13 protein-coding genes and 1 riboswitch are annotated in these 12,787 nt (G+C 52.2%); of the genes, 9 read left to right on the top strand and 4 right to left on the bottom strand.

The genetic code is table 11. The annotated features are described in order from the left end of the window. Nucleotides 1–45: 45 nt before the first annotated feature. Nucleotides 46–195, bottom strand: a complete 150-nt coding sequence (locus tag E6Q52_RS11545; RefSeq protein WP_154650038.1) for a hypothetical protein — start codon at nucleotides 193–195, stop codon at nucleotides 46–48. A 223-nt stretch (nucleotides 196–418) separates the two neighbouring features. Then, nucleotides 419–501: riboswitch (S-adenosyl-L-homocysteine riboswitch) on the top strand. 91 nt (nucleotides 502–592) lie between these two features. Between E6Q52_RS11545 and ahcY the strand changes: the two genes are divergently transcribed. The 3 genes from ahcY (at nucleotide 593) to metF (ending at nucleotide 3,319) form a co-directional block, all read left to right on the top strand. Then, nucleotides 593–2,002: an adenosylhomocysteinase gene (ahcY, locus tag E6Q52_RS11540; protein ID WP_292822170.1), complete on the top strand. Its 1,410-nt coding sequence runs from the start codon at nucleotides 593–595 to the stop codon at nucleotides 2,000–2,002. 87 nt (nucleotides 2,003–2,089) lie between these two features. Continuing rightward, complete coding sequence (locus tag E6Q52_RS11535) at nucleotides 2,090–2,440, top strand: phage holin family protein (protein ID WP_292822168.1); 351 nt, start codon at nucleotides 2,090–2,092, stop codon at nucleotides 2,438–2,440. Between the two features lie 51 nt (nucleotides 2,441–2,491). Continuing rightward, entirely contained in the window at nucleotides 2,492–3,319 is an 828-nt protein-coding gene (metF, locus tag E6Q52_RS11530) for a methylenetetrahydrofolate reductase [NAD(P)H] (RefSeq protein ID WP_292822166.1), read from the top strand. A 59-nt stretch (nucleotides 3,320–3,378) separates the two neighbouring features. Here the strand turns inward: metF and E6Q52_RS11525 are convergent, their stop codons facing one another. The 3 genes from E6Q52_RS11525 to E6Q52_RS11515 form a co-directional block, all read right to left on the bottom strand. Next, nucleotides 3,379–3,846, bottom strand: coding sequence for a DUF494 family protein (locus E6Q52_RS11525; protein ID WP_292822164.1), 468 nt, complete (start codon nucleotides 3,844–3,846; stop codon nucleotides 3,379–3,381). A 65-nt stretch (nucleotides 3,847–3,911) separates the two neighbouring features. After that, the gene (dprA, locus tag E6Q52_RS11520; RefSeq protein ID WP_292822162.1) at nucleotides 3,912–5,024 is read right to left on the bottom strand and encodes a DNA-processing protein DprA; all 1,113 of its coding nucleotides are present in this window, start codon (nucleotides 5,022–5,024) and stop codon (nucleotides 3,912–3,914) included. 15 nt (nucleotides 5,025–5,039) lie between these two features. Then, on the bottom strand, nucleotides 5,040–6,074 hold the full coding sequence (locus E6Q52_RS11515; RefSeq protein ID WP_292822160.1) for a LysM peptidoglycan-binding domain-containing protein: 1,035 nt from the start codon (nucleotides 6,072–6,074) through the stop codon (nucleotides 5,040–5,042). Between the two features lie 169 nt (nucleotides 6,075–6,243). Here E6Q52_RS11515 and def point away from each other — a divergent pair, with 169 nt between their 5' ends. The 6 genes from def to E6Q52_RS11485 all read left to right on the top strand — a co-directional run bounded on the left by def (nucleotide 6,244) and on the right by E6Q52_RS11485 (nucleotide 12,781). Next, a complete protein-coding gene (gene def / locus E6Q52_RS11510) occupies nucleotides 6,244–6,759 on the top strand; it encodes a peptide deformylase (protein WP_292822158.1) in 516 nt (171 codons plus the stop codon). 15 nt (nucleotides 6,760–6,774) lie between these two features. Continuing rightward, nucleotides 6,775–7,695 (top strand): methionyl-tRNA formyltransferase, encoded by a 921-nt coding sequence (gene fmt / locus E6Q52_RS11505; protein ID WP_292822156.1) that lies wholly within the window; start codon nucleotides 6,775–6,777, stop codon nucleotides 7,693–7,695. Nucleotides 7,696–7,782: 87 nt separating this feature from the next. Beyond that, nucleotides 7,783–8,655 carry a zinc metalloprotease HtpX gene (gene htpX, locus E6Q52_RS11500; protein ID WP_292822154.1) on the top strand — a complete coding sequence of 291 codons (873 nt, stop codon included), beginning with the start codon at nucleotides 7,783–7,785 and terminating at the stop codon, nucleotides 8,653–8,655. 116 nt (nucleotides 8,656–8,771) lie between these two features. Then, nucleotides 8,772–10,061, top strand: coding sequence for a 16S rRNA (cytosine(967)-C(5))-methyltransferase RsmB (gene rsmB, locus E6Q52_RS11495; RefSeq protein WP_292822152.1), 1,290 nt, complete (start codon nucleotides 8,772–8,774; stop codon nucleotides 10,059–10,061). Beyond that, entirely contained in the window at nucleotides 10,039–10,614 is a 576-nt protein-coding gene (locus E6Q52_RS11490; RefSeq protein ID WP_292822150.1) for a DUF4390 domain-containing protein, read from the top strand. Before rsmB ends, E6Q52_RS11490 begins: the two co-directional genes overlap by 23 nt. Nucleotides 10,615–10,618: 4 nt before the next feature. Next, complete coding sequence (locus E6Q52_RS11485; protein ID WP_292822148.1) at nucleotides 10,619–12,781, top strand: ATP-binding protein; 2,163 nt, start codon at nucleotides 10,619–10,621, stop codon at nucleotides 12,779–12,781. Nucleotides 12,782–12,787 lie beyond the last annotated feature (6 nt).

The following is a 12,787-nucleotide window of genomic DNA, read 5'->3' as shown; positions in this document are numbered from 1 at the left end:
GCGCCCAAGCGGGCGCTTTTTTGTTGAAATCGAGTATGCAATCGCTTATGCCACTGCCATGTCTAGCTCTTCCACATGGTAGTAATGTTCATCATCCCACAGGGTGAAATCTTGTGCGGTATAAATCGCTTCCTGAAAATGATGAAAGGTTGCGATGCAATGATTTTCTTCGTCCATCACTTGATACATTGTCATTCGAGCACCTTTCCTGATATTGGTTGTCTATGTATTACCGTGAGTTGATCATGCCACAGGCATGTGACAATGATTTTGCAGAGCAGCAAGGTGTAATCGTGTCAGTTTGAAGAATACGGTTTTATCGCCGCAGAAGATGTATTTGCGAGGGATTTAGGTCGCTGTTTCACGCTTGGGTTCGATGGCTTTTTTGTAAAATACACGGGTTGGCGTATAATTCACGACTTCTGAGGAACGCTGCGAGGGTCACATGACTCCCAGGCTCAGAGCATTTGCTGCAAAGCATCTCAACGGCGTTCACTTTTCACTGTGCGAGCACGGAAAAAGGTGAACAAACGTTTCCACCGGTTCTTAGAACTTTTCCTGCTCAGTTTTCATCTTTTTAAGGATTTGAAACATGAATGCTGTAGCTGATATCAAAGATTACATTGTGGCCGATATGGGCCTGGCTGCTTGGGGTCGTAAAGAAATTGCGATTGCCGAGACCGAAATGCCAGGTTTGATGGCAATTCGCGAAGAATATGCGGCGCAACAACCGCTCAAGGGCGCGCGTATTACCGGCTCTTTGCACATGACCATCCAGACCGCGGTGTTGATTGAAACACTCAAGGACCTGGGGGCCGACGTGCGTTGGGCATCCTGTAATATTTTCTCTACCCAAGACCATGCGGCGGCGGCGATTGCGGCCACTGGTACCGCTGTATTTGCGGTCAAAGGCGAAACACTGGAAGACTACTGGGATTACACCCACCGCATTTTCGAATGGACGGATGGTGGCTATTCCAACATGATTCTGGACGATGGTGGCGATGCTACGTTGTTGTTGCATTTGGGTAGCCGTGCCGAGAAAGATTTGTCCGTGGTGGCGAATCCGACCTCAGAAGAAGAAATTTGTCTGTTTAACGCCATTAAAGCCAAGCTGAAAACCGATCCAAACTGGTACTCAGTGCGTTTGGCCGCGATTAAAGGCGTGACCGAAGAAACCACGACCGGCGTGCATAGACTGTATCAAATGCACAAAGAGGGCAAGCTGGCTTTCCCGGCCATTAACGTCAATGACTCTGTGACCAAGTCTAAATTCGACAACCTATATGGTTGCCGTGAGTCTTTGGTTGACGGTATCAAGCGTGCAACCGATGTTATGATTGCAGGTAAAGTGGCTGTTGTGGCTGGTTACGGTGACGTGGGCAAAGGCTCTGCGCAAGCATTGCGTGCCTTGTCTGCCCAAGTGTGGGTGACTGAAATTGACCCGATTTGCGCCCTGCAAGCGGCGATGGAAGGCTACCGCGTGGTGACGATGGATTACGCCGCTGAGCATGCGGATATTTTCGTCACGGCGACTGGTAACTACCATGTGATTACGCATGACCATATGGCTAAAATGAAAGACCAGGCCATCGTTTGTAACATTGGCCACTTTGATAACGAAATCGACGTCGCTGGCATTGAAAAATATCAGTGGGAAGAGATCAAGCCACAAGTGGATCATGTGATTTTCCCCGATGGCAAACGTATCATCCTGCTGGCCAAAGGCCGTTTAGTGAATCTGGGTTGTGGCACGGGTCACCCGAGCTATGTCATGAGCTCCAGCTTTGCTAACCAGACTATTGCGCAAATTGAGCTGTTTACGCAAACCGACAAATATCCTGTAGGCGTGTATACCTTGCCTAAGCATCTGGATGAAAAAGTGGCGGTCTTGCAGTTGAAAAAACTCAACGCGCAATTGACCACGCTGACAGACGCGCAAGCGGCTTACATCGGTGTGAGCAAGAATGGCCCATACAAACCAGAGCATTACAGATACTAATCAGGTGTAACCGCTGAAACGACCGCGAGATGTTATGGCGGTCGTTTCGGTGTACACTCACCCTCACATCAACGCTGAGGAGTGAGCATGTTGAAGTTACTGGTGGTTTGGGGGTTAAACGCTGTCGCATTAATGGCGGTGACCTATCTGGTGCCTGGCATTCATGTGGCAAACTTTAAAGCAGCATTAGTGGCGGCCCTGGTTATTGGCCTCGTCAACGTGTTGATTAAACCTTTGCTGGTGATTCTCACCTTGCCAATCACCTTACTTACCTTAGGCCTGTTTATCCTGGTGATTAACGGCTTGCTGTTTTGGGCAGTGGGCAATTATCTGCAAGGCTTTTCAGTCAGCTCCATACTTATCGGTGTGATAGGCGCGCTGGTGTATAGCGTGATCTCAGGCGTGCTGAGTGCGATTGTGCTGGATGATAAAGATTAAGCCTTCAGATGGTCTATACGACCCAAGCAGTGCATAGAAAAGATTAAACAAGTGAATCATAAAACATCTTTCAGTTTTGAGTTCTTTCCGCCCAAAACGGCGGAGGGCATGGCTAATTTACGCAATGTGCGTGATGAGTTGGCGGTTTTTTCGCCCGAGTTTTTCTCGGTGACGTTTGGTGCGGGCGGTTCTACGCGTGATCGCACCATGGATAGCGTACTTGAGATTCAGGCCGCGGGGTATGGCGCAGCGCCACACATTTCCTGTATTTCTTCGAGTAAAGAAGAAATCCGTGAATTGCTGCAAGCCTATCAGGCCAAAGGCATTAAGCGCTTAGTCACCTTGCGTGGCGATATTCCTTCAGGTGAAGTGAGTGCGGGCGACTTTAAATACGCCAATGAATTGGTGCAATTTATCCGCGCTGAAACCGGCGACTGGTTTCATCTCGAAGTGGCGGCTTACCCTGAGTTTCACCCAGAAGCGGGGTCTGCACAAAAAGACCTCGACAATTTCAAACGTAAAATCGATGCGGGGGCCGATTCTGCCATCACACAGTATTTTTACAATGTGGATGCCTATTTCCGCTTTGTGGAGGCTGCGCAAAAGCTGGGTGTCACCGCGCCGATTATTCCTGGCATCATGCCTATCTATAATTACACCCAGTTGGCACGATTCTCCAACGTCTGTGGAGCCGAGATTCCTCGCTGGTTGCGTCTGCGCTTGGAGGCTTATGGTGACGATCTGCCGTCGTTGCGTGCGTTTGGTGCCGATGTGGTGACTGATATTTGTGCCAAGCTGATCGCTGCGGGTGTGGATAAAATGCATTTTTATACACTGAACCAGGCAGGGATTATCGGCCAGATTATCCGGCAGTTATAACGCCAAAAAACAAAAAAAGCGCGGTCTGATCAGGCCGCGCTTTTTTACGTCCATCATACTTACTGCAGCGACAGACCTTGCGGGTTAAACAAGGCATCTTCTACAAACAAGTAGTCCTGCTTACGGGTTTCATCCCACAGCACCATCATGGTGATCCAGCGAATATCTTCCATGCTCAGCGTCTCTTGCGGCAAGACCATGGCGCGGTCCACGATCAGGTCGCGTTCGTAGGCCGTGATAATGTCACTGCGTTGCAGCAAGGTGAGAAAATTAAGGCTTTCGTCGTTAATCTTGTTGCGCTCCATCTCGCAAAAAATACGGATGGCTGCCTGGTCATGCTGATACTGCGGTTGTTGCACCGAGCGGCGCAGATCTTTGACCCAATCTACTGCATGTAAAATATCCTGATGGTTAAATCCAGCCTGAGATAGCTCATAAGCCATGATGGTTTCGTCAGTTTCTTTCAATTCTGACGCATCATGTTTATCCCAGTAATTTTGATAAATAAATATCAATACTTCCAACATGTCTATAGTCTCCTCAAACACGCTGTTGCATAGACAGCGCGGCTGGGGTGCGTCTGAGTCTGACTTTAGGCGAGTCGCTGGAACTGACCGCTGGCAAGATGACTGACGACACCTTCTAATTCAAGTAGTGTAAGCATGGTGGAAACTTGCTCAGGCGTCAAGCCTGAGCGGGCGGCGATCTGTTCGGCAAACAAGGGGTCAAATCCCATGCAAACCAAGACAGGGCTTGCTTCGGCAGGTAAATTAGTCCAATCGGGCGATGGCCCGTTCGGGCTAATCGCCAAGGCCTGGTTGGGCAGGCGTATATGCCGTAATTCACTCAAAATGTCTTCGGTGGATTCGACCAGCTTTGCGCCTTGCTTGATCAGTGCGTGGCAGCCTTTGGCCACCGGCGAATGAATTGAGCCAGGAATCGCAAAGACTTCGCGCCCTTGTTCAATGGCTTGTTTGGCTGTGATCAACGAGCCGCTATCGATATTGGCCTCTACCACCAGGCAACCTTCAGATAAGCCACTGATAATACGGTTGCGCCTTGGGAAATTATGGGTGAGTGATGGCGTGCCTAAAGGATATTCAGACAGAATCAGCCCGTGTTGCGCAATCTGGTGCGCCAGCGCCTTGTGTCTGGCCGGATACACAATATCCAGGCCAGTGCCGACCACGGCAATGGTGGCGCCATCTGCCTTGAGCGCACCGCGGTGTGCTGCGCCATCGATGCCCAGCGCTAACCCACTCACTACTGCAAAGCCGGCACGGCACAGGCTTTCGGCAAAGTTTTCGGCGGTGGCTTCACCTTGTGGGGTGGCATGACGGCTGCCGACAATCGCCATGCCGGGGCGCTTGAGCATTTGCAGGTTGCCTTTGGCATATAACACCGGCGGTGGCTGGTCAATGTCTAGCAGTCGCTGCGGATAATAAGGGTCGCCCAGTGTAATTAGGTGATTGTCGGGTTGATCCAGCCAGGCCAGCGTGCGCGCGATATGCGGGTCATCCATAGCGCGCTGGATACCCTCCGTGACTTCTTTGCTGACCAGTTCGCGCAATGCTGACGCGGGCGCCGCCAGAATCGCCTCGGGCGTTTTAAAATGGAGCAGTAACTGGCAGTAAGTGACGCTACCCAGCCCGTCGACCAGGCTGAGTGCAATCCAGGGGGCAGTGTGTTCAGTGGTTATCGTCACGCGTGCGCTTGTCACTCATGGGGTGCTGACCACATCTTCGGCATGAATCGGTTGTGAGGCCTGCATCACCAAGGCATAAGACAGTTTAGGGAAAGTCTTGAACACCATGACCAGGCCGACCGGTTCATCCGGCAGCTGAATGGTCACAGGTTTTTTCGGGTCCGATTCCGGGTCCACCATGCTGGCGCCTTTGCGCATTACAGAGAGCACATGGCCGCGCTCTACGCCTTGATCTTCGCCACGGTTAAGCACCACGACGCGGCCATAGCCGGTTTCGTTAATGCCTTCACTCACGCGTGCAATCTGGCCTTGAATCTTCGACTCTGGTGCATGAGGAATATAGGCCGGGCTCAATTCGTCTTCAAGCGCAATCAGTTTGTCTTTAACGGCGATTTCTTCTTTGGCCTGGGTGACGGTCAAGGTCGCAGGCTGGCCCGCGCGTAACAGTTTGGCCTCGCCCAGGTAATGCGCTTCGTTGCCTAGGATGTCGCCGTTTTCAGGGTCTTTGACCGGCTCGCCTTCGCGGTAGATGGCCCATACTGCTCTGGCGGATTCAGGCAACCCCTGCACGTAAATATGCGTGCCAGGGCTCAAGATTTCGCGTTCTTCCTGGGCGGCGATAATTCTTGGCGCCGCTTTCAGGTCTTCTGGCGAGATCAGCATGGGTTTGGTTAAAAATGGCAGGATAGTATTCGGTTGGATGGCCGGAATCGCATCGCCTTTAATGGGGGTCACAATCACGCCAGGCTCCAGCGTCACTGACTCACGCACCAGTTTTAACAATGGTTTGCCGCTGCTGGTGTCGAGCACAATCACATCACCAGGATAAATCCAGTGCGGATTTTTGATGCGATCACGATTGAGTTGCCAGATTTGCGGCCATTGCCAAGGGTTCTTGAGAAATTTAGCCGAGATATCCCACAGCGTGTCGCCTTTGGCCACCACATGGCGATCGGGATGTTGCGGGCGCAAAGGAATTTCTTCCGCCCGCACCAACAAGCTGCTACAAGCCAGCGCAAGCAAGGTTATAATTTGAACAATTTTGGTCATGTGGCGTCTCTGTAATATGCAGCACAAAAGGATGGGCAGCACCAACGGTGCGCAGCGTCTGCGCAATGTCGACCAATCTAGCATGGGTTTAAAGTTCTTATCAAGGTGAAAAAGCGGGCGTTTTCCCCTGTTTTCCCACAAACTATTTGAATGGAAAGATTTGTAGAGCATGGCACTACTTCCAATTTTGCAATATCCTGACCCGCGTCTGCACACGGTGGCCAAGCCGGTGCAGGTGTTTGATGCAGCATTGCAGCAGCTGGTGAGCGACATGGCGGAGACCATGTACGATGCGCCTGGCATCGGCCTGGCAGCGACACAGGTCGACCACCACATTCAGCTCATTGTGATTGATTTGAGCAAAGAAAAAAATGATTTACTGGTGCTGATTAATCCAAAAATCATTGCCCAGGCGGGCAGCCAGGACTATGAAGAAGGCTGTTTGTCTGTGCCTGGCGTCTATGAAAATGTGACGCGAGCCGAATTTATTACGGTAGAGGCGCAGGATGCGCAAGGCAACACATTTAAGCTGGATGCCGATGGCCTGCTCAGTGTGTGTATCCAGCACGAGATGGATCACCTCAAGGGTAAGGTGTTTGTGGAATATCTGTCAACGCTCAAACGTAACCGTATCCGCAGCAAAATGGTCAAACACGCGCGCGAAATCGAACGCAATAGTTATTAGTCACAGGGGATTTGCATGCGAATGATTTATGCCGGAACCCCGGAGTTTGCCGTGCCTGCGTTGCAGGGCTTGATCGATGCCGGCCATGAGATTGTTATGGTGTTAACACAACCAGATCGCCCCGCTGGCCGTGGCATGCAGCTCAAAGCCAGCCCGGTCAAACAACTGGCTTTGCAACACGGTTTGCGTGTGTTTCAACCAGAAAGCCTCAAGCCTGCAGAAGTGCAGGCAGAGGTCGCTGCGGTGAATGCCGATGTTATGATTGTCGCTGCCTATGGATTGATTATCCCGACCGCCGTGCTCAATCTCCCCAGCCGTGGCTGTTATAACATTCATGGCTCATTGCTGCCGCGCTGGCGCGGGGCGGCCCCGATTCACAGGGCGATTCTGGCAGGCGATGCTGAAACCGGCGTCACCATTATGGAAGTCGTGCCCAAGCTGGATGCCGGCAATATGATCAGCAAATGGGCAGTTGCCATTACCGAGGCTGACACCACCCAAACCTTGCATGATGCGATTAGCCGAGAAGGTGCACGCTTGATGGTCGAGGCCATGCATACCCTGCAAAGCTCTGGCCAATTAGCGTCTGAAGTGCAGGATGAATCGCTGGTGACGTATGCGCACAAGCTTGAGAAATCCGAATCTGCCATCGACTGGACGCAATCTGCCCAACAGCTGTCACGTCAGGTGCGGGCGTTTAATCCTTTCCCGGTGGCGACGACCAAGTTTAACGAGCAGGTGTGCAAACTGTGGTTTGCGCAGGCGGCAACTGGTCAAGGCCAGCCTGGCCTGGTGCTCGACACACAGCCACTGCGTGTCGCTTGTGGCGAGGGTGTGTTAGAAATCATCGAACTGCAAATGCCGGGTGGCAAACGCCAGACGGCACAACAATTTGTGCAGGGGCAGCATGTGCAGGTAGGTGATCGATTTTATTAATGCGTTGCGCGCAAACGCAGCCATTGAAAAACGCTTGTCATCACCGCATATTAGGTTAGCAGTGTTGAATGTCTTTGAGGAGTATGTATGTTAGGTAACTGGACCAAAACCTTTGTGCTGATGGCGGCGATTACGGCCCTGTTTGTGGCGGTGGGGGGGGCATTGGGTGGTCAGGGCGGCATGTTGATCGCTTTGTTGCTGGCAGGCGGCATGAACTTTTATGCGTATTGGTTTAGCGATCAGGCCGTGCTGAAAATGTATGGCGCGGTAGAAATCAATGCCGAGAACAATTTTGGTAATGGGCAGTTCCGCAACTATTACAACATGGTCAAAGAGCTGGCTGAGCGCGCTGAGTTGCCGATGCCGCGCGTGTTTGTGATGAACGAAAGCCAGCCCAATGCATTTGCCACCGGACGTAACCCCGAGCACGCCGCCGTGGCAGCGACCACCGGCATTATGCAGATTTTAAGCGAACGCGAGTTGCGTGGCGTGATGGCGCATGAGCTGGCGCACGTTAAAAACCGCGATACCTTGATTTCGACGATTTCCGCCACAGTGGCGGGGGCGATTTCGTCGATCGCACAATTTGGCATGATGTTTGGGGGCGGTCACCGTGACGGTGAAGACCGGCCTAACCCCATGCTCGGTATCCTGATTATGGTGCTGGCGCCTCTGGCAGCGTCGCTGATCCAGATGGCGATTTCGCGTTCGCGTGAATATGAGGCTGACCGTATGGGCGCTGATATTAGCCGCGACCCGAAAGCTCTGGCGGCAGCGCTGGAGAAAATCCATAACTATGCGCACCAGATTCCTAACATGACGGCGGAACAGCACCCAGAAACCGGGCAGATGATGATTATCAACCCGTTGTCTGGCGCAGACCTCAAGGGCTTGTTTAGCACCCACCCGCAAACAGAAGAACGTATTCGCCGCTTGCTGGCGTTAGCCAATCAATATTAACTAGCGTGATGGTTGAAAAAAGGCTTTCTGAGGAAAGCCTTTTTTATTGCGCGCGTTTTTCACTGTGCAATCGGGGCGCATCAAGTAGAATAGCTTTTTTTGCCTAGAGATCATCCTTGCAAGTTGCTCAGCTCATTGCCGCCCATGCGGTGGCCGAAGTATTGGCCGGACATAACCTGACTGTTTCCATGCCCAAAGCCTTGCGCAAGGTGAAAGCGGCCACGCCGCAGCAACAGGCCGCCGCGCAGGATTACAGCTATCTCACCTTACGCTTTTATGCCGAATCCGCGGCTTATCTCAAGGCGTTGACGCCCAAACCCGTCAGCGATGAGCGCGTCAGCGCTTTGTTACTGGTGGCGTTGTCACAATTGCTGCATAGCAGTGATGATGATTTTACCGTGGTCAACCAGGCGGTAGAGGCCGCCGGTAAAACCGGGCAGCGCTGGGCAAAAGGCCTGGTCAATGCCGTGTTGCGCAACTTTTTGCGTCAGCGTGCCGATTTGCAGCCGCAGATTGCTTCGCGCGAAGAGGTGCAATTTAACTATCCGCAATGGTGGATAGATACCCTGAAACAGCAATATCCGCAGGATTGGCAAGCCATCCTTGAGATTGGCAATAGCCACCCGCCCATGACCTTGCGTGTGAATGTGCGCAAGACGGATGTGGATGCTTATATGCAATGGCTTCAGGGTGCTGGTATCGCCGCGCGGCATTTGGGCGGGACGGCGATCTTGTTAGAACAGCCATTGCCTGTGCACAAGCTACCGCACTTCGAGGCAGGCTGGGTCAGTGTGCAAGATGCAGGCGCACAGTGGGCTGCGCCCTTGCTGGATTTACAGCCTGGCATGCGCGTCCTCGATGCGTGCAGTGCGCCTGGTGGCAAGACTTGTCATTTATTGGAAACCAGTGACGTTGAATTACTGTCATTGGATGCAGAGCCTGAGCGGTTGCGGCGTGTGCACGAAAATCTGCAGCGCTTGGGTTTGCAAGCCAAAGTAGTGACTGGCGATGCTGCGCAGGCGGACTGGTTTGATGGCCAGTTGTTTGAACGCATTTTGGCGGATGTGCCATGTAGTGCCTCGGGTATTGTGCGCCGCCATGTCGATATGAAGTGGTTGCGCAGGCCGCAGGATCTGGCAACGTTTGCCCGGACACAGCAGGAAATTTTATCGAATTTGTGGCAAATGCTGGCAAAAGGCGGTAAATTGTTGTACGTGACTTGCTCAATATTCCAACAAGAAAACGAAATGCAAATTCAGCAATTTTTAGCCACGCACACCGACGCGACAAGGTTGCCAGTCGCTTTTGATGTGTCGACATTACCGTGTCAGCATCAGCTTGGTGGTCAATTGTTACCTAGCGCTGCGCATGACGGATTGTTTTATGCCTTGTTGCAAAAACATTAATCGCTGGTTATGGCTGGGCTTGTTGCTCAGTTTCACAACTTGGCTAGCCTTTGCTGGCGGCAATCATGCGCATATCCGCAGTGCAGAGTTAGTGTTGCGCGATGAAGTTTGGACACTGGATGCCGACATTGATATCCAGTTTGGCCGTGCGCTGGAAGAAGCATTGAGTAAAGGCGTTGCGCTGACTTTTTTGTACGAATTTCAAATTGTCAAACCACTGAAATACTGGTTTGATGACGAAGTCGTGACTGAGCGTCGCGCCGTCACCCTGAACTACCATGCGCTGACCAAGCAATATCTGCTTAATTATCCGCAACAACAAAAAGTGTTTGATAGCCTGAGCGAAGCCAGGCGTGAGCTGGGTTTGATTCATGACTGGCGCTTGGTGCCGCATGCCACGCTAGAAAAAAACCAGCCTTACCAGGCGGCGCTTAAAATGCATCTGGATACCAGCAAATTGCCCAAAGCGCTGCAACTGGATGCGTTGGGTGAAAGTGACTGGGAACTGGTCACGCCTACCTTTAGCTGGTGGGTGAAGGAAACACTGCGCTAGCATTATGCGTTATGTCCTGATTTTGTCTATTGCGCTGGCAGCAGCCCTGCTTTATTTGCTGTCGCTGGCGAGTGCCAATACCGCCATCAGCGGTGATTACTATCTAGTTTTACTCTATATCAATGCCGGTCTGGCCTTGCTGCTGCTGGGGGTCATCGCCTATCAGTTACGCCATCTTTACCGCACCACCAAATCCAAGCAGGTTGGCAGTAAACTCAACTTCAGGTTGCTGGTGACGTTTGCGTTGATGGCGCTTATCCCAGGCTTGATCGTCTACCTGGTATCGGTCAATTTTCTGTCACGTTCGATTGAGTCCTGGTTTAACGTCAAAGTAGAGTCTGCGCTGGATGGCGGCCTGAATTTGGGCCAGCGCGCACTGGATATCATGCTGGGCGATGTGAAGGAAAAGGCGCAAAGCATGGCGGTGTCGCTGTCGCTACAGCCTGCGCGTTCTCATTACAGCCAAATCAACGATTTACGTGAAAAAGCAGGCATTCAGGATGCGGCCTTGCTCAGTGCGCAAGGCGCTATTTTAGCCGTGAGTAGTTCTGACCCCAGCAGTTTTTTGCCTGAGCTGCCTTCGGTACCACAGTTGCGCCAGGCCAGGAGTGGCGTCTACGGAAAGATCGAGCCGATTCCTGGCAAGGGCCTGTATATGCGGGTGCTGACGCCGGTGGAACCCTTGGGGATTACGGGTGAGTTGCGCATTTTGCAGTTGATGCAGCCGGTGCCCAAAGCGCTGTCGAATACCGCTGAGTCGGTGCAGGATGTTTATCGCGAGTACCAAACGCTGTCTTACAGCCGTCAGTCATTAAAAGACATTTTTATGCTGACGCTGACCATGATTCTGTTGTTGTCGATGCTAGGCGCATTGACCATTGCGTTTGCGCTTAGCCGCCGCATGGCGCAACCGCTCACCGTGCTGGCCGAAGGCACGCGCCTGATTGCCAGTGGCGATTACTCACAGCAATTGCCTTCGTTTGGTAAAGATGAGCTCAGCGTGCTGGTGAAGTCGTTTAACAGTATGACGCGGCAGTTACAGGAGGCGAAAAACGCGTCTGAGCAAAGCCGCCAGCACGTAGAGTCTGCGCGCGCTTATCTCGAGGCGATTCTGTCGCATTTGAGCTCGGGCGTGATGACCATTAACGAGCGCGCAGAACTGCGTGTGTATAACCTGGCCGCGACCAACATTTTGGGGATTTCGCTGGTGGGCTTTAAAAACAAGATTTTTACCGAAGTGGCAGTCGAAAATAAATACCTCAGCCCGCTCACCGAATTGGTCATGCAGCACTATGAGGATACCTTACAGTTTGACCATCATGAACGGCATCTGACCAGCCAGATTGAGATTGACGGCGTGCATGGCATGCAAATTCTCATGCTGCGTGTTACCCGTTTGCCAGAAGGTGCCGGGCATGGTCTGGTGGTCGTATTTGATGATGTCACCGCCATGGCGCAGGCACAGCGCGATGCGGCCTGGGCGGAGGTGGCCAGACGGTTGGCGCATGAAATCAAAAACCCGCTGACACCGATACAATTATCAGCCGAGCGCTTGCAGCTTAAGTTGCAGGATAAGCTGGATAGCAAAGACGCTGAGATGCTGTTTAAATCGACCGACACCATTGTGAATCAGGTACAGGCGATGAAAAACATGGTCAACGAGTTTAGCGAATACGCCAGAACGCCCGCCGCGCAGTTGGTCAAACTGGATTTAAATGCTTTAATTCGAGATGTGAGCCGCTTGTATAACGCGTCGGCCGTCAAATTGGTATTGTCTCTGCATGAGCAATTACCTGAGATTCATGCCGATGCAACCATGATGCGGCAGATTTTGCACAACCTGCTGCAAAATGCGCAGGATGCGCTGACGCAAGTGGCAGAGCCGCACATTGTGGTCTTGACCGATTATGATGGCGAGCGTATAAAATTAACCGTGACCGATAACGGCAGTGGTTTCCCAACCGATGTAATGGCGAGGGTGTTTGAACCCTATGTGACGACCAAGTCTCACGGCACAGGGTTGGGGTTGGCCATTGTGAAAAAAATGATAGAAGAGCAGCGTGGACAGATTCGCATAGACAATCTGCCACAAGGGGGCGCCAGCGTCACCATCAGCTTGCCGGTAGATAAACAACAACAGCGTCGGCGCGTTGAGCGCATCGTGTAAGGAAGT

Origin of the sequence: Methylophilus sp., assembly GCF_008015755.1 — a bacterium.
GTDB lineage: Bacteria > Pseudomonadota > Gammaproteobacteria > Burkholderiales > Methylophilaceae > Methylophilus.
This window is presented reverse-complemented; position numbering and strand designations above follow the sequence as displayed.